Here is a 17,442-nt window from a genome sequence, read left to right as displayed (position 1 = left end):
TCATTCCCTATTTTAACATAGCATTTTGGCAAATTCAATCGTTTACATATTGTTATATAATTGTATATCGTAAGTCGATAATTCATTTTAAAATCTATAAAAACTATAAGATTTTTAATTGCATACAAATCGGAATCTGATGCGTCCTATCATGACTTCTTCTCCACTATTTAGTTCCTTAGTCTCACTTTTGTTCATTCTGATTCCATTAATGAATGTTCCATTAGTTGAGTCTAAGTCTGTCATGTAATATTTGTCTCCGATTCTTGATATTCTTGCATGATTGCGGCTTATTGCCGGGTTATCTATCACATAATCGCAGATATTACTGCTGCCTATAAGCATATTATCTTGTCTTATTGTGATATTGCCACCATAGATTTGGCGTTCATTATCGTCTATATATTCAAGGTAACTTTCCTTAAATACATGGCTTATGCAGTCATTAAGTACTGTTGTTCCTTCTTCTCTAAGAACAGTTGTCTGTTCATAAGATGACATATTGTCATAAGCATAATTGTTAGACATATTCTGGTTGTCTATGTTATTATTCTGTGACATTCCTGCATTAGTATAATTGTTATTCTGTGGCATTCCTGCGTTAGTATAGTTATTATTGAATGTCTGATTATTCATGTCTGATGGATTATAAGCAGATATATATTCGCTGTTATTACAGTTATTAGCGAATGTATTGTTATCTATGCCATTATTAAGATTGTTATACCAATCATTATTGTTGTACATATCATTATATGAATTATTGTTATCGTTATTCTTCTCTTTATTTTTGTCTGCTTTATTTTTTGATCTGTTAGCAAACTTATAATTTTTGATTGCATCTTCATTCTTGCGATATATTAATACCATTAATGCCGCACTTATAATAGCCGCCACAAGGCATATCTTTCTTGGCATATATGCTTTTATTACAATCGCCGCTATCACTGATGATATGAGTGCTATAACTGATATTATGAATGTCGGTGGTATTGTTGTGCTGGCTGCAGCATCTAAGTTTTGCATATCTGTAACTGCATTTATATTGTTCTGTTGTGGTTGTGCTGTTCCATATTGTGACTGCATATCTGTCTGTGCTTTATTATTAGATTCTTTTTTGGATTTATTTTTTAGGAATCTGTCTTTTAATGATTTTTTGTTATGGATATTATTATTTTCTTCATTAATAGCATTGTATATGTCATCATTGCTGTAGATATTAGCATTATAATTATTGTTATCGTTACTATATGAAGTATTGTTGTTGTATGTGTTATTATATTGAGTATTTAAGTTATTGTATGTACTATTATTATATGAAGTATTATTGCATGAATTATTATTGTATGAATTATTAGTATTATTGTAAATATTACTATTGTTAGAATTATTGTCATTATAGCCGGTTCTATTATTGTCGATGTTATTGCTGTTCATATTAGCACCTGCATTATTAAAGCAGTATTCTGTGTTATTCCCCTGATTATTGCCACCATAAGAATTAGCATTGTTCATCGCATTAATATTATTATTTACCATATTATTAGAATTATTAATGCCTGCGTTATTAAATACTTCTAACATATCTTCAAATGAGCAGTTTGGTTGTCTTAGAACACCATATAGTGCATATATGCTCTCAACTGATATTCTGTCTGTATAATCTACATATTGTATGAGATCATCTATAAGGTCTTGCATGCTCTGTATAAATGTCTTATTCTCACATGGATAATATATAAAAGAAAAATGTCCTCGTATGTTATCTATCATTATCTTATCTGTATCAAGACAGATGTTATTGATATCTAACATATATCTTGTTATTTCTTTTGACATATTTTTAAGGTCATATATAAGATTTTTTATAAGTTCTGATGTTATCATATTCTTACCTATAGATGCTGATAACGCACGCATTGATGTAATATTATAGTTAAGAATCAGTTCGCTGTTAACATCCAGTGTATCTGCCTGAATTATATATTCCATATAATTCTCTGATATCATCTTGATATGATACTGTGGCAGCAGTCTGTCTTTTGCTATCGCAAAACTCATATAACTTTTATCTGCTTCTCTTATATATTTTGCTTCTTCCATTTTTATATTCTCCTCGTCTTTTATACATTTTAGGTACTTAGTGAGTTTCACTCTTATATCTATTCTTTGTCTTTTTTATTGGTGAATTCTTTGTAAAAGTGTTGTAGACGAACATATTCTGAACTGTCTTCTTTTAATATTCCTCTTGTCTTATCAGTGAAAAAATTGTCTTTTATATTAATATTATATTTTAAAAATGTTGTATCAAGTTCGAATTGTTCAAGCTGTATTGATATTGTTGCTTCATCCAGGCTTTTTTTCATATTCTCTGTTATCTCTTTTAGTCTATCTTCGCCATAATCATTATATTGTGCATACTCTACTCTGGTTATTATTGAGTAGGCTTCTATAACACTATTATCATACAATTTTATACATGCTAATATTACCATTGCAAATATCATTATTGCTACCGGAACTATTAGTGATGCTTCAACTGTAAGACTTGCTTCAAGTTTTGCATCCAACATTTTTTGCATATTTTTTTTAAAAGAGTTCTTTTTTTTAACGTCTGCTGGGTTTTTAATTTTTATTTTTTGGACATTATTTGTCGTCATTTTAGTTTTTGTTTTTGAGACATTATTTGTCGTTATTTCAGGTTTTGTTTTCTGGGTATTATTTGTCGTTATTTCAGGTTTTGTTTTTGAGGCATTATTTGTCGTTATTTCAGGTTTTGTTTTTGAGACATTATTTGTTATTATTTTTGCTTTACATCTATCATTCATTATCATAATATCACCTGCATTATGTAGCCTGCCAGTATGCATGGAACAAATGGCATCTTCGTTGTTCGGTCAGCTTTTTTTAATATTACTAATATGCCTGATATAATTACCATGCATATTGAAGATGCCATTGCGATATACATTATCTTCGTTCCTGTAAGCATTGTAAGTGATGCTAATATAAGTGCATCTCCCATTCCAATACTTTTCTTAAAGCCAATTCCTGCTGCCACAAATATTGTACTTATAAGCAGCACTGTTATTATATATCCTACACTTATGTTACCTGATATAATATTATAGGTTACCGCACATATAGCAATTAATACCGGTGCCACAATGTGTACTTTTCTGGTCTTTATATCCATTATTGCTTCTAAAGCAAGTATCAACATTATTATTATTTTTATTATCACCATATCGTTTCTCCTTGTTAATTATTAATTATTTAACCGTTTTATGTATTGTAAATCTACTATGCTATTGTCCACATTTTGAACATGGTGTTCTATTTCCAATTTCACTTATCTTGATTGCCTGAACTCCTTTTTTAATAGCTGTGCAATTCGCATCTGTATGCCATGCAGTTCCATATTGTGTTATATATACGTTATGATCTGTTACCGGTGTATCTTCACATATCTCACATCTATAATATTTAGCTCCTGATTCGTTACGTTTTGAACTAATCTCTGATTCATTTACTGTATAGACTACCGGCTGTATATATGTACAATCTCTGTGAAGATGATATACTTTTCCTGTTCTTGTAATATATACTATCTGTTCATCGTCTTTGTCTTTATCATCATCATTAAGGCAATCATACCCAACGAAACCTCTTACTTTGGCTCTTTGTACTATATGTATTGGCATAAGTTTTAACATATCAAATGGCACTCTTATATTGTATGATGCGACAAGATCTATGTCTTTATTGTCTTTTAGTATCTTAGAGTTAATCATATATATTCCTGCCACATTACCTATAACATTGGCATGATTAATCGCTTCACTTCCAACATTGTTAATTACCATCGCTGTTGCTGCTGCGTCTGACAGTGAGGCGGATGGATCGTCTATGTTGTAGGAATATGCTGACATTGTCCTGGCAGTTGTATACAGGGCAAACTGTACTTTCATTGAGAATACTACCACTTCAATGAGAAACATAATTGCAGCAAGTGCTATAAGTACAAATGGCAGAACGAATGAGGCTTCTACTGTTACTACCCCATCAAGAGTCCTGATGAACCCGGATCTTCTCTCCTTTTTGCCTGTTACAGTCTTTTCTTTGTTGGTTTGGGATACCTGGAGAGACCCATTTTTTTCTTTTGTATTTTTATTTTTAATTACTTTTTTATTTTGGTTTTCTAATATATTTTTTGACTGTTCCTGTCTAAAAGAAGAGAACATCCTGATTCACCTCTCTGTTCATATATGTATAAGCAAAAATATTAATTATATTTTTGCTTATACATTTTTTGATTTTGAGCATTATTAATTGCAGATGGTACGATAAGTCTTTTTCTCTGTTTTTAGCTCATTTTATTTTATTTGCGACAGATTATTTTACACTTAATAATTTTTATGAGCTATAACTTTTATATTTCTATTACCATTTCTTATATCATAACTACTTGTAGTATCTAGTGAGTAGATACAGTTCTTCATCGCAAAGCCTGTATAACCTAATTTATGCATTTTTTCTTCTATGAGATCCATCATACGTACAATGACAGTTTCTTCATTCTTAAGATATAGCATAAATTGGAGATATTGTTTGTATGTATATCCTGAATCGCTTTGCTTTGTATTATTCTTGATATCTTTATTCATAAGATTATCAAGCGACAGCATCCATGTGTCTTCCGTCTTCATTATATCAACTTTGCCTCCGGCAAGAAGCACTCTTGCGTCCATTATCCCTTCAGCATAAGCCCACAGTGCTATTATCGCAAGCTGTGTGACTTTTATAAGTGGATAGATTCCTGTGAATCCTACAAGAGTTGTTGCAAGTGTCATTGCTTCCTGCATCTTTGAAGGGCTTGAAAAAAGGTATGCCAGATTGGCTGCTTCTCTTATTGCTGCCAGTTTTAATACTGTTTCTGTCAGATTACCTTTGTCTGTCTTCTCACCACAGAGTATGTATTCTAACTCGTACTTAATCGTATTATCGCTATTGTCTTCAAGATAATTATCAAAATAGTCGAGTGCATATTGTGTGGTGAGGAATTTTCCATATACCGGATTAACTGTCTCTACATCTGTGTCACCTTCTATAACCGCATTAGGTGTGACTGATAGTGATGCTTCTGACAGGGTTGATGTATCATCAATTACAAGTGATAATATCCCATTATCTAAGAAGTCTTCTATTGAATCTAAGATATCATCTGCACTACTTGATGAATTTACATCAAATTTTGAATAGTCAAATGACAATTCTCTTATCTTTAGTGTCTTTGCGTAATCTTCACAATTGTTTATTGCCTGTATTCTGCTATTTATATTTTCACTGGTTGTATTAGTTGATGATATATTCTCTAATTCTATAATCTGGGAATATATTGAAAGATTATGTCTAAGTCCTGATTCCATCTCATCTTCATCAAATATGCATCCGCCTTCACACATATCGTCTATTGTCTGTTTGAGAGTATTTTTTGTATCTTCATCAGCATCTTTATTATCTATTTTCTTCTTTGCTTCATCTTTTTTCTTTTCAACATCGTCTGATGCTTCTCTTATCTGTGCAAGTATCGTAAGAGCTGCTTCAGTTTCTTCTCTGGCTTCTTTTGTATTATTAATTAGTGCTGATATTGTATTATTAATATATTCATCATTCATATCATATTGTCTCTCTGCTTCCGGCTTATCAAGTATCTCATTATATTTATCCGTTATATCTTTAAATGTCTTGTTAAGCTCTATATATAATGGCGATATTGCGTTATATATGTCTGCATTATTGATTCCTGTCTGTGACATTGATTTGTCATAATACATTATCTTCTTGGCGTATGTTGTAACTATATCAGGTGTTCCTCCACTTACTGATATTGATCCTTTTTTTGTACGAATTCCATCAACTTTTTCAATAAGTTCAAATATCTTGTTATTCTGATTTCTTATTGCTTTTTCAAGGCTCTTATGTTCATCATTTGTGTCTTTTTTGTCTTCTGCATTCTTTAAGTCATCTGCTGTTTTTTCAAAGTCTGTTAGTAATTCAGCAGGATAAGCATATTTCATATATTCTGTGATCTCTTTTTCCATTATTTTACCGCTGTTATCTACTGCTTTTACCATATTGGTTATGTCAAATTCTGCAATATCTGCACTCAGATAACTGGTATATGGTATAAGAATGTTGTCAGGTTTTTCCATATTCTCGACTGCATTGTTCATTACAATCTCTTTTATTTTATTTTCATCGACTTTATTCTCACCAAAACCTGCATCCAGGAACAGAAGCTGATATTCTTCAAAAAGCGGCTTGGAATAATATGACATAAGTGTGTCAAGACTCAGATCGTTTATCATATATGCAAGTGCTCTTGCGCCCTGGAGTCTTGCTCCATCTATGCAGACTGTTATAAGGCTCACGATTAATGCAAAACATAAAGATGAGAATACAGTCATATATCCATTTAGTTTCTTACGCATCATAGTCTTTTACTTAGTTTTTAAAAAGTTTGTCAACATCTGCATTAACATGTTTAAATACTTTTGTTGTTATCTTAGTAATCTCATCTTTGAATACAAGTACAAGTCCTACAAGCACTAAAAGAATAAGAATTATCTCTACTGATCCTACTCCGTCTTCCTCTTTTAAAAAGTTTTTTACTGTTGCTAACATAATTATTTTTCTCCTCTCTTATTATGGTACTGCTGTTGCAGTTACTCATTAATTATTAATAGTTTGGTGTATAACTTTATCTTTTTTTATTAATATGTTATTTTTGAATTTTATTATTTTTTATTAATATATTGATATTGTTATACTGTTGTTGTGTGTTACATATTAAAGGATACGAATGCCGGGAATATTACTATTATCATTACGATTCCAAGCATCATAATCATTGGTACAAGAAGTTTTGTTGTCGCTTCTTCTCCTTGCTGTTTTGCAAGTTGTTTTCTATGAATAAACGCCTCATTTGCTGCATTATCGAGTAATCTTAGCAAATTAGCTGTACCCTTTCGTACATTCTGTGATAATAATGTTCCAAACTGAAGATATAATGGTGTATTACATCTTCTTGCAAAGTCTTCATAGGCAACTGTCTCTGACATTCCTGACTGCATCTTGTAGTAAGTTGTTGCCATCTCTTCATATACTTCTTTGCGTTTGAAATCTTTTTGATCTTTGCCTGCAAGGTAGTCTTTTACTATCTTCTCCCAGGCTGATGATATGGTCATTCCAGCCCCTGCTAAAAGTGTAAGCTTTGATACCATCTCTGAATATTCAAGATCTAACTGTTTTTTTCTTTTTTCTTCTTTGTCTTTTTCTTGTCTGTTCTTGGCTACAAATATTGCCACTGCTCCGACAATTCCAAGTATTCCTATGTATCTGAAACTGTCTTCTTTTTTTATAAAAAATGTTACGTCCTTACCTGATATTGTGTCTGGAAGTTCCACTTTTTCTTCATCTTTTTCTTCTGATTTTTTTACTGCTTCGTCTATAAGCATCTGATTTTTCTCATCCTGTGTGTATTCACGAGGATATATTATTGCTGTAATGTCGTAGTATGCAATGCTTTCTTCAAATGTCATCATTGCATTTAATGTAACTTCTGTTCCTTTTGATGGTATGTTCTCAGCAACTATTTCTCCGTCATTTTGTATGATTTTTTGGTCGCCTGATGTCCATTCTACTTTTACTCCTGTGTCTTTTACTTTTGTCATAAGATTAAGGTCTTTGGTTACGTGTTCTAGTCTCTCTCCTTCTGCCGGAATGTCTTTTATTATTATCTCATAAGTCTTCTCAAAAATCTCGCTAAGCTGTTCCTTAGTATATTCCTTTTTTGATATCTCAATTCTGACTGGATAATCCTTCTTATCATATTTCGCATAGGCTTCTATCTCCTCACTTTCTTCGTCTGCCTGTGGTCTTGTTATTGTATCTAATATTTCTACTCCTGAATTTTTGATACTTCCTATTATTACAAGTATTCCTGTTGCAAGTATTATTAATATTGGAATTTTAAATTTTTCATATATATTTTTTTCTTTGTTTTTTTTAAGATATACTATGGCTATGGCTGATATTAATACCATAACTGCGCCTAATATAATGCTCATATTTATACCTCTATATCTAATATTTTTGCTGCTAGCTGTATTGCTGCCATGTAGACTAACAGACATAGTGTCATTACTATTATTCCAATAAGATTGCCATATAGCGGATCTAACATTGTTCCTCCTGACATCTTAAGGTAGACTATTATGAAAAATGGCATTATATTCATTATCTTCTGTTCGTATTTTTTACCACTTATCATTGTGTCTATGTCTGTTTTTACATTGTTTTTGGCATTTATTGTATCTATTGTCTTGGTTATTATCCCGATTATGTTGCCACCGCTTCTCTTTGCATATTTTAATATCTCTGAGAATAGCTGTATGTCTTCTATCTGGCTTCTTTTTCCAAAGTCTTCTATTATTATCTCTAATGGAATGTTGACTGACAGCTGGTTGACTATGTTGGTGAGTTCTTTTATCATGTAGCAGTCTCTGCCATGTATCATCACTAATTCTCTTCCTGAGTCTCTGAATGCATTCTCTAGTGAATTACCTGATGCAAGGGATGATTTTACTGACTGAAGTACATCGCAGAATTCTTTTGAGAGTTTTTCTTTTCTCTCATTTTTTAATCTTTCTTTATATTTTTTCATGTGTATCATTATGTATGGTGATAATAGTATTGCTGCAAAAAAACTCTCATAGAACAGATATGATACCGCAAGAATTATCGCTAGTGCTGTTGATATTCCAATTATTATCTTTTTTGTTGTAAATGTATATTCATCATAATTAATTAGATTTTTATTCCTGCCATCTGCAACTTCTTTGTATTTATCATTTGGTTGTCTGTTCGTACTAATTCCCCCTTTACTCTGTTTTTTATAGTATCTGTTTCAACAAATTCGTATAATGTATTGTAATTCATCTTGTCTGCGTCATATCCTACTACTTCGATTATCTTAAGTACTCGTCTTGATCTGTCTCTTAGTCTTCCAAGATGTACTATTATGTCTATTGCTGAACCTATCTGGCTTCTTATTGCGCTAAGTGGCATATCCATTCCCATAAGTACCATTGTCTCTAATCGGCTTACCATGTCTTCCGGGCTGTTGGCGTGTCCTGTTGAGATTGAACCGTCATGCCCTGTGTTCATCGCCTGTATCATATCGAGTGCTTCTGCTCCTCGTACTTCTCCGACTATTATTCTGTCAGGTCTCATTCGGAGTGAAGATTTGATGAGATCTCTCATTGTTATCTCTCCTTCTCCTTCTATGTTACTATTTCTAGTCTCCAGCCTTACCAGGTTGTCTACGCCTCGTATCTGTAATTCTGCCGAGTCTTCTATTGTTATTACTCTTTCATCTTTTGGAATATAATTGGATAATACATTAAGAAATGTTGTCTTTCCGGAGCCTGTTCCTCCGCTTATGAATATGTTATAGCCTGCTAATACTAATTTTCTTAGGAATTCTGCTGCTTCTTCGCTTATTGATTCCCATTTTATCAGTTGATTTATTGTCACCGGATCTTTTGGGAATTTTCGTATTGTTATTACCGGTCCATCAAGTGCTATCGGATTAAGTACTATATTAACTCGTGATCCGTCCATTAGTCTTGTATCTGTTATTGGTGTTGATGCATTTACTATTCTGTTTGCTTTTGATACGATATTTTGAATTACGTCTTCTAATCTGCTTCTGTCTGTGAAGCGTTTGTCTACTTTTATTATCTTTCCGGATTTTTCAACAAATATGTTGTCCGGACCATTTACCATAATCTCTGTGATCTCATCGTTGTCTACAAGTTCCTGAAGTATATCTAGTTTTTTTATTGCATTAAACAGTTCTACTCTGTACATCTTCTTTTCTTCAACGCTCATACGCATTGTCTTACTGACTTCGAGGATCTCATAGTCTATTGCAAGTAGTAGTTCTTCGTCTGGTATGTCTCTTGATATATCTGTTTTTAGAAGTACCTGACGTTTTAACTGTTCAAGTGTTGATATATTGTAGATATGTATCCTCTCCTCTCATCTGATGTCTCCATTAAGTTGTCCATCATATATATGTTGCCTGGATCTGTAATGGTCATCTGTTTTTTTAATTGTCCTAATTCCATTACTTCAAGATATTCTTCGAATTCTGCATTTTTACGTCTTCCATAAGGAAGTGATGATACTACGTTAATTACATTATTACATTGTTTGAATATATGTGCATAATCCTGATATTCTTTGCCTATGTCTAATACAACACATGATGTTCCATTTATTGTCATAAGGCTTTCGGTGAATTCGAATATATCTGACAGGCTTAGTTCTTTTGCATGAAGTGGATCATTAACGGGATTGAGTGCGCACAGATTGCCTTCTATATACATCATATTTTTTACTGCTTCTTCATAGGTTGCGCTCTCACTTTGATAGAGATATATAAGATCTGACATATTCTGAGTGTCTGATTTGCTAAATCTTATTCCTGAGAATGTATCAAAATTAAGGTATAGCGTTCGCTTTGTCTCTGCCATATATCTTGCAAAATCCAATGCACATAGTGATTTGTATTCATTACCTGATGGTGATATAATTGCATAGATTTTGTTGTCCACAACTTTACTGGAATTGTTTGTATTTATCCACATATTAGTTGTTGCTATCCCCACAATATTGTTGATTATCTCTTCAAATGGTTTGTACATAAGAATCGCATTATTGTAGAATGTATATTCTTTTTCATCACATAGAATCATCGTCTTATTATGTATATAGTTGGATTCCTGTAATTTTTCATATATATCTCCTGATACAATTAAGATGTCATCGTAAATTTCGTTTACTATTTCTGTCATTTTATCATGTGTAACCGCTTTGACTTGTATGTTATAATCTGCACTTGAATTAATGCAGTTACATAGTCTTTTGGTATATTCATCTTCACTGGTACATATTATGCAACGGGCTCTGGCCATATCTCTTTCCTTTCTTTTTATAACTGTTATTGTTTATACATTATATTATGTTATTTAACAGTTGCTTTTTATAATATAATTCCAAATGATGCTGCTGCATATATTACAGTTCCCATAAATATCGGAACTGCCATAGGAATTAAATTATGATTTAATATTTTCTTTTTCTTCACAATTCCAGTGATTACGCCATATATAAAGCTTATCATAAGAATTATAACAAGATACTTTGTTAGTTCATTCACTCCTATGAAGCCTCCGCATACGCTTAGAAGTTTCACGTCTCCTGCTCCTAATCCTTTTATAATGTAAAATGGAAATAATGCAAATAGTGGAATTATTAATCCTAAGATGCAGTCTTTGTAACTGCTGTTGTCATGAATCATCCAGATTGTCCATATAATTAATCCGGATATAATAAGATAGTTGGGTATTCTGCTCTGTCTCGCATCATATACTGCGGCAATAAGCGTCAATACCATTATGATAATTATACCTTTCACTGTAGCTCCTTTCTTAGAGCCGCTCCAGCAAAGACTTGATTAATATAAACTATATTTACCTTTTTGTCAATACATATTTTAAAAATTTTTTATTTTATTTTTATTGTGATGATTTTGTATTAATTATTAGCAGTTTATATATTTTTTTATCTGTATATATTCGCTATCTGATGGGTATATTGTAATAGAAGGTAATATATGTATCTGTCATATCTGCAACATCGAAAAAGGTTTTATTTATTATATTTATAGTGTATATGATGTTTTGGAGGGTTGTCTATGTTTAAATTTTTAAGTTTTTTTAAAAAGGATACTTCTGATGAGATTCAAAAGATGATTTTAATTGAAGAGATTCAAAATACAAACAAAGCTCTTAATGCTGCTTATATGGGATTTAATAATGCATTAGAGCCTGATATGATTGATTGTTATATATATGAGGTCAATTCAATACAAAAGAGGTATAAGTTTCTTATCGAGAATGCCAAATCTCTTGGTATAACTTATGATAAGACTATTCCATGTGATCTAACTCACTTATCTCGTTCTTCCTGTAATGTAAGTGTGCAGAGTCTTTTATGACGATTAATTAGTCTTTTACTAATTTTACAAAAATAACTCCGGATATGATTGATTCACATCCGGAGTTATTGTCTATATGTACTATAAACATGAAAGAAAGGAATAAATAATTAAATGAAAAACATTCAACAACTATTTTTTATATCGTACCATCTTTCAAATTACTTAATACTTTTATTTATTTTTTTATTTTATATCTTAAATTCTCTGTTGCCTGCTGTGTCTACATATTCGTTGAGTTCTCTTCTGCCATACGTAAGTCCTGCATAGACTGACTGTACATTCTTCATTACAGGTTCTTCGTCTTCGCTGTCACCAATCTCTTTGAATGCACTTTGAAGTTTTGACATCATATTGCTTAGTTCTTCTGTCTTGCTCATGTCTGCATGTATGTCTGCTTTTAGAAGTTCTCTGTTTATAAACAGATATATTGACATGAGTTTTATGCTTATATCGTATTTTGGATCAAGGCTTTCTATTAGTCGGTTGACAACTTTTCGTGCCTGTCTTATATTCTTTCGCATCTTTTCTATATCGCCCTCTTGTGACGCTTTTACTGCATCTTTTATATAGTCATTAAACATATCAAACATTATTACTATAAGTTCTGTTCTTGATGCCTGTGATATTCGCTTGGCATATACTTTTCTAAGCTCATCAGTCATATTGCTGCCTCCTCTTTTTTATATTAGTAAGCAAGTAACTGTAATACTGTCTCTGGTCTGGCATTTGCTTGTGCAAGTACTGATGTTGCTGCCTGTGACAGAACTGTTGTCTGTGTATATTCGGTCATCTCCTGTGCCATATCAACATCTCGTATTCTTGAAAATGCTGCTGTCATATTCTCCTGCGATACATTGAGGTTGGATATTGCATATTCAAATCTGTTCTGATATGCTCCAAGTTCTGTTCTGGCTGCTGTTACCATATCTATTGCGCCTTGTACTTTTTCTATTGCTCGTGATGCTGTACTTGCACTTAGAAGGTTGATGTCTTTAATTCCTATGTTATAGCATGATATTTTAGGAATATTAACGTCTATCTCCTGTCCTTCGTTAGCTCCTACCTGAACGTTCATCTTGCCCATGTCTTTTACTTTTGCATTAATCTCGCCTGTTATGTCACCTACTCTTATTGTAAGCTCAAATCCATTAATATCATGTACGCTTATCTTATCGCCTTTTGTTATTATTGTTGCTGAATCTGCAAATCCTGCATATCCTGTTCCTGACTGTACAAATGATACCTGTGCGTCATCACCGCTAACATTGTCTATAATAGGATTCTGTTTATCAGCATTATCTATGAGGTTAATCTTAATATCTTTACCATATTCAACTGTTTCAAGATTATATTGTCCTGTTGCATTATCTATTGTTGCTGTTATTCCAACTTTTTCACATGCATCCTGAAATGCTTGTGATATATCATTTTGTGTCGCACCTGCATCAATTGCAAAACTGTATCCATTAATACTATAACTTTTTCCCGCTACAAGCGATGTCTGTGCAATTGTTGCTGTTGCCTGTTTAGCCGCTGATGTTATATTAAGTTTATAATCATTTGCTTCTACTACGTCTGTTACTTTTATAAGTTTTATTTTGCTATTCATATTGTTCTCTACTGTTGCGCCTGCTTGTGTAGTCTCTTGTGTAAAATATACTCTTCGCTGGAATGTTCCATCTAAAAGTGACTGATCGTTAAATTCTGTTTCGCTTGCTATTCTGTCTATCTCCTGTGATAGTGCATCCACTTCTAGCTGTATCGCTTCTCTGTCTTCGTCTGTATTAGTTCCATTAACAGCTTTTACTGAGAGTTCATTCATTCTCTGAAGCATTGCTTCTATCTCTGATAATGCTCCTTCTGCTGTCTCTACTACTGATACTCCGTCTGATGCGTTGCATTCTGCCTGATCAAGTGCTCTTATCTGGCTTCTCATAATGTCTGATATTGCTATTCCTGCCGGATTATCTTTTGCATCATTTATCTTATATCCTGATGAGAGTCTTTCGATTGATACGGACATTCTGTCCTGACATTTTTGTAAATTATTATTTGATATTAATGCTGCCACATTTGTATTAATTCTCATTTTTCTTCACCTCTGCATTATTCTACAATTGTATCGACTATTAGTTTCCTGCTATATAGGTTTTCTAACCTACATATATTGTATTTTTGTAAAAATAGATGTTGTTTTTATTATAGTTTACAATGTTTCAATAATTGTATTAATCATTGTCTTTGCTACCTTATACAGTTTATTAGTTGGTGTCTTCTCGCTTGATTTTTCTGCATGACTTATTGTCGGTATCTTTTTAGCAAAACTTATTTTTATATCACATTCTTTGTAACCAAGTTCATGCATATTGTCTTCTAATCTGCTTTCGCTTTCTAAAAGATTATCACTTGTTGTACGGCTGTCGCTTGTTATATATGCCTGTATTCTTGTGTCATTGCACATACAGTATGCATTGATATGTCCTGTTTTGTCTGAATTTATATCGATTGTTACTTTGCCGCCGTATTCTTTGTCTCTTACTACTTTTAGATTAATGGCACCTACATCTCCATCATTAGTTGTATATGGAATGACATAATTCTCATTTTTACTCCATTTACTAATTATAGAGATACCATTATTGACAAGCTTAAGACTTTTTACGTCTACAGTGTTTACTTGTGTCTCTTGTGAATTTAAGTATTTATTCATATATGCATTGACATCATCATCAAGCGTTTTGTAGGTCTTTTGTAATTCTTCCATGTCATCTGCCGAGTCTAATATATTGTCTATCTCGCTTTGTATCTTGGCTTCATCGACATTGTCTGAATTATTAAATTGTGTTTTAATTTTCTTATAATATCTTGTATAGTCTTCATTAAGTGCATATACTGATATCATATTATTGACCGTAACTGGTATATTATAGAGTGTTAATTGTTCTATTACTGAGTTGTCACACTCTTTTAGTCTTTCATATACCTGTCTATATTCTTCATATGCTTCTTTGGTATACTCTATATCAGACTTTGTATCTCCTGCAATTTCTTTTAATTCTTCAAGTGTTATATCGTCTGCATTTTTTACTGATAAAGCTTTTTTTAATACTTCTGGTGTAAGCCCGTCTGATACTTCTTTGAAAATGTTCTTAAAGTATTTTCCTTTTTCAGTATTTTCATTCATTCCTTTGTTATCATCAACAGTTGTATCTATACCACCTTTTTGCATTGTCCTGTATGCAGATACTATGTTTCCAAGAGTTATATTCTCGTTCTGTTTCAAAAGACTTCCTATTACTTTTCCTTTTGTGGAGTTTATAACACTGAATGCTTTATATATTCCTATGTATCTGTCTCTGTCTTTTTTGTCTACTGTATTGTCTTTTTCTAGTTTATACAAGAATTCTCCGAATTTCATCGCTGTATCTTCTATTACGGTTGTATTCTCTACAATCTCACTTAATTCATCAATATTCATTGTAAGTGGATTAATGCCTTTTTTTATCAGTGACATAACTGTCTCTGGTGACATATCTTTCATAAGTCTGTTAAGTTCGCTGTCTATCTCTCTTACTTTTTCAAAGTTCTCTCTGGTTATGTCCATATTGTTGTATGCCAATACGCTTACAATTCTTCTGTTATATTTGGTGTCTTTATATGAGAGTTCTTCTAATATCTTTTCCGCTGAGTTATCTACTGCTTTTTGAACTGAATCTCCAAGGTCTGTCCTTACTTGTGTCGAGAGTGTCTCGTATGCTTTTCCTGCATTGTTCATTGCAAGTCGCATTGTTTCACCATCTGATGCTATGTTTTGTATATTATATGGCGTTGTTCCTTCTGCAATCTGACCTGTAATCATAACCGGAGCATATCTCATTGAATACAGCGCTGCATTAGTCTCTGTATATATATCTAGCTGCTCTATTGTTATTTTGTCGTTTCTTGTGGCTTCTTTATTGATTAAATCAAGTTCTGACTGTTTTAACTTGTCTACAAGTTCTTCTATTGGTGTTATATCTATCTCTATTCCTGTTTTTGCAAGATTCTTGGCTGATTTTGATGTCATAAGTATCTTAGCTTCTAGCAGTAATCTGTAATTTTTTTTACATTCTTCTTCATTGTTTTTATAAAATTCCATATTGTCAGATGTATCTAAGGATGGCAGATCTATTATTCCGGCAAGATTTTTGATTGTTATCTCTCTGTCTGTCATCATAAGATTAATAACCTGTGTCTCGTCTGTTCTGTTAATTACATCTATAGCATTCTTGATATCATCGTAAGTCTTATTACCATCAAGGAGATTATATTGAACTGGTGAATTTCCTGATGCTATTGCCATCGTAAGTTCACCAATAATTATATCTTTGTCTTTATTTATTCCAATATTCTGATAATCTTCTAATTTTTTAATATTGTCTGCAGTCACCGGTATATCATTATTAAGCATCCATTTTGCATCTGAAAGTGTATTATTATCTGCTTTAAGTCCGGCTTCTTTTATTATCTTTACTATCTGGGATTTGAGTTCCTTAAAAAGTTCCTCATCGCCATTTTTATCTGTATTTGTATCATCCTTTGCTCCACTGTTAACTGCAATATAGACGTTTTTTATAGTAGGATCAAGCTCGTTTTTTACAAGATATCCTGCCATCTCTCGATTAAGTGGTTCAAGTTTATCATACATCTCATACGCTGTTATCGTGTCGTTAAAATTATCTTCTGTTAATGGAATATCCGCTTCTTCCATCTTCTTTGCCACACTGTATACATTAACTGATGAGCCAAGGACCTGCTTTATGTCATCAACATTTATATTATCCATCTGATAGTCTGAGTGTCGGCAATATGTGGCAAGCATAATCTTTATTCTGTCTACAACTGTTACTATATCTTTTACTTCCATATTGTTAATATCAGTACCATCTTCGGTTATCGCAGCATAGTCCCCACATGACATGCTATTATACAATGCTTTTAGATTGTTTTTTATCTGCATTGCCTGATTTTTTATCTGTTCTTCATAAGATAATGTACCGTCTGTTCTCCCCCACATGGACTTATCTACCTCCGTATTGTTCATGACTTTATCAAACAATGAGCTGCCAATTTCTGTTCCTGCCACTGAACTTTTGACCGTACTGGAAGACTCTTTTGTTAAAGCATTGGCATTTGTCTGTTCTATATTAACTTTTTCGAATAAATTTGTCGCATCTACTCTCATAAAAAACACTCCTATACACCAATTGTAAACTTAATCTACAATTATGTCGGCATTTAGAAGTGTTTATTTTAAGATTTTATTTTAT

15 protein-coding genes are annotated in these 17,442 nt (G+C 32.4%); 1 reads left to right on the top strand and 14 read right to left on the bottom strand.

Annotated features, from left to right (window positions below; translation table 11 throughout):
* Positions 1-114: 114 nt before the first annotated feature.
* The 11 genes from KQI85_RS11165 to KQI85_RS11115 form a co-directional block, all read right to left on the bottom strand.
* The gene (locus KQI85_RS11165; protein ID WP_216576168.1) at positions 115-2,103 is read right to left on the bottom strand and encodes a DUF6382 domain-containing protein; all 1,989 of its coding nucleotides are present in this window, start codon (positions 2,101-2,103) and stop codon (positions 115-117) included.
* A gap of 59 nt (positions 2,104-2,162) precedes the next feature.
* The gene (locus tag KQI85_RS11160; RefSeq protein ID WP_216576167.1) at positions 2,163-2,834 is read right to left on the bottom strand and encodes a hypothetical protein; all 672 of its coding nucleotides are present in this window, start codon (positions 2,832-2,834) and stop codon (positions 2,163-2,165) included.
* Positions 2,831-3,247, bottom strand: coding sequence for a hypothetical protein (locus KQI85_RS11155; RefSeq protein ID WP_216576166.1), 417 nt, complete (start codon positions 3,245-3,247; stop codon positions 2,831-2,833). The genes KQI85_RS11160 and KQI85_RS11155 overlap by 4 nt, the downstream gene beginning before the upstream one ends.
* 61 nt (positions 3,248-3,308) lie before the next feature.
* Positions 3,309-4,244, bottom strand: coding sequence for a TadE/TadG family type IV pilus assembly protein (locus KQI85_RS11150; RefSeq protein WP_216576165.1), 936 nt, complete (start codon positions 4,242-4,244; stop codon positions 3,309-3,311).
* Between the two features lie 162 nt (positions 4,245-4,406).
* Positions 4,407-6,494, bottom strand: coding sequence for a DUF5702 domain-containing protein (locus tag KQI85_RS11145; protein ID WP_216576164.1), 2,088 nt, complete (start codon positions 6,492-6,494; stop codon positions 4,407-4,409).
* A gap of 13 nt (positions 6,495-6,507) precedes the next feature.
* On the bottom strand, positions 6,508-6,687 hold the full coding sequence (locus KQI85_RS11140; RefSeq protein WP_216576163.1) for a Flp1 family type IVb pilin: 180 nt from the start codon (positions 6,685-6,687) through the stop codon (positions 6,508-6,510).
* Positions 6,688-6,845: 158 nt separating this feature from the next.
* The gene (locus KQI85_RS11135; protein ID WP_216576162.1) at positions 6,846-8,132 is read right to left on the bottom strand and encodes an immunoglobulin-like domain-containing protein; all 1,287 of its coding nucleotides are present in this window, start codon (positions 8,130-8,132) and stop codon (positions 6,846-6,848) included.
* A gap of 2 nt (positions 8,133-8,134) precedes the next feature.
* The gene (locus tag KQI85_RS11130) at positions 8,135-8,728 is read right to left on the bottom strand and encodes a type II secretion system F family protein (RefSeq protein ID WP_216576161.1); all 594 of its coding nucleotides are present in this window, start codon (positions 8,726-8,728) and stop codon (positions 8,135-8,137) included.
* Between the two features lie 143 nt (positions 8,729-8,871).
* On the bottom strand, positions 8,872-9,963 hold the full coding sequence (locus tag KQI85_RS11125) for a CpaF family protein (RefSeq protein ID WP_371820606.1): 1,092 nt from the start codon (positions 9,961-9,963) through the stop codon (positions 8,872-8,874).
* A gap of 98 nt (positions 9,964-10,061) precedes the next feature.
* A complete protein-coding gene (locus KQI85_RS11120; protein WP_216576160.1) occupies positions 10,062-11,045 on the bottom strand; it encodes a hypothetical protein in 984 nt (327 codons plus the stop codon).
* Positions 11,046-11,113: 68 nt separating this feature from the next.
* Positions 11,114-11,548: a prepilin peptidase gene (locus tag KQI85_RS11115; protein WP_216576159.1), complete on the bottom strand. Its 435-nt coding sequence runs from the start codon at positions 11,546-11,548 to the stop codon at positions 11,114-11,116.
* Between the two features lie 279 nt (positions 11,549-11,827).
* Between KQI85_RS11115 and KQI85_RS11110 the strand changes: the two genes are divergently transcribed.
* The gene (locus tag KQI85_RS11110; protein ID WP_216576158.1) at positions 11,828-12,130 is read left to right on the top strand and encodes a YaaL family protein; all 303 of its coding nucleotides are present in this window, start codon (positions 11,828-11,830) and stop codon (positions 12,128-12,130) included.
* Between the two features lie 191 nt (positions 12,131-12,321).
* On the opposite strand, the gene fliS is transcribed toward KQI85_RS11110, so the two are convergent.
* From fliS to KQI85_RS11095, 3 genes are all read right to left on the bottom strand, one after another.
* On the bottom strand, positions 12,322-12,795 hold the full coding sequence (fliS, locus tag KQI85_RS11105; RefSeq protein ID WP_216576157.1) for a flagellar export chaperone FliS: 474 nt from the start codon (positions 12,793-12,795) through the stop codon (positions 12,322-12,324).
* A 23-nt stretch (positions 12,796-12,818) separates the two neighbouring features.
* Positions 12,819-14,222 (bottom strand): flagellin, encoded by a 1,404-nt coding sequence (locus tag KQI85_RS11100; RefSeq protein ID WP_216576156.1) that lies wholly within the window; start codon positions 14,220-14,222, stop codon positions 12,819-12,821.
* A 117-nt stretch (positions 14,223-14,339) separates the two neighbouring features.
* On the bottom strand, positions 14,340-17,357 hold the full coding sequence (locus KQI85_RS11095; protein WP_216576155.1) for a DUF6240 domain-containing protein: 3,018 nt from the start codon (positions 17,355-17,357) through the stop codon (positions 14,340-14,342).
* Positions 17,358-17,442 lie beyond the last annotated feature (85 nt).

Origin of the sequence: Falcatimonas sp. MSJ-15 (genome assembly GCF_018918265.1) — a bacterium.
Taxonomy (GTDB): Bacteria; Bacillota; Clostridia; order Lachnospirales; family Lachnospiraceae; genus Falcatimonas.
The sequence above is the reverse complement of the archived record's forward strand: the minus strand, read 5'-3'. Positions and strand labels throughout refer to the sequence as shown.

What these genes read in the sequence shown, in the direction of transcription:
- KQI85_RS11125 (WP_371820606.1), bottom strand. Translation starts at nt 9,963, where the DNA reads ATGCGTATGAGCGTTGAAGAAAAGAAGATGTACAGAGTAGAACTGTTT.
- KQI85_RS11120 (WP_216576160.1), bottom strand. Translation starts at nt 11,045, where the DNA reads ATGGCCAGAGCCCGTTGCATAATATGTACCAGTGAAGATGAATATACC.
- KQI85_RS11100 (WP_216576156.1), bottom strand. Translation starts at nt 14,222, where the DNA reads ATGAGAATTAATACAAATGTGGCAGCATTAATATCAAATAATAATTTA.
- KQI85_RS11155 (WP_216576166.1), bottom strand. Translation starts at nt 3,247, where the DNA reads ATGGTGATAATAAAAATAATAATAATGTTGATACTTGCTTTAGAAGCA.
- KQI85_RS11130 (WP_216576161.1), bottom strand. Translation starts at nt 8,728, where the DNA reads ATGAAAAAATATAAAGAAAGATTAAAAAATGAGAGAAAAGAAAAACTC.
- KQI85_RS11095 (WP_216576155.1), bottom strand. Translation starts at nt 17,357, where the DNA reads ATGAGAGTAGATGCGACAAATTTATTCGAAAAAGTTAATATAGAACAG.
- KQI85_RS11135 (WP_216576162.1), bottom strand. Translation starts at nt 8,132, where the DNA reads ATGAGCATTATATTAGGCGCAGTTATGGTATTAATATCAGCCATAGCC.
- KQI85_RS11110 (WP_216576158.1), top strand. Translation starts at nt 11,828, where the DNA reads ATGTTTAAATTTTTAAGTTTTTTTAAAAAGGATACTTCTGATGAGATT.
- fliS (WP_216576157.1), bottom strand. Translation starts at nt 12,795, where the DNA reads ATGACTGATGAGCTTAGAAAAGTATATGCCAAGCGAATATCACAGGCA.
- KQI85_RS11140 (WP_216576163.1), bottom strand. Translation starts at nt 6,687, where the DNA reads ATGTTAGCAACAGTAAAAAACTTTTTAAAAGAGGAAGACGGAGTAGGA.
- KQI85_RS11160 (WP_216576167.1), bottom strand. Translation starts at nt 2,834, where the DNA reads ATGATAATGAATGATAGATGTAAAGCAAAAATAATAACAAATAATGTC.
- KQI85_RS11165 (WP_216576168.1), bottom strand. Translation starts at nt 2,103, where the DNA reads ATGGAAGAAGCAAAATATATAAGAGAAGCAGATAAAAGTTATATGAGT.
- KQI85_RS11150 (WP_216576165.1), bottom strand. Translation starts at nt 4,244, where the DNA reads ATGTTCTCTTCTTTTAGACAGGAACAGTCAAAAAATATATTAGAAAAC.
- KQI85_RS11145 (WP_216576164.1), bottom strand. Translation starts at nt 6,494, where the DNA reads ATGCGTAAGAAACTAAATGGATATATGACTGTATTCTCATCTTTATGT.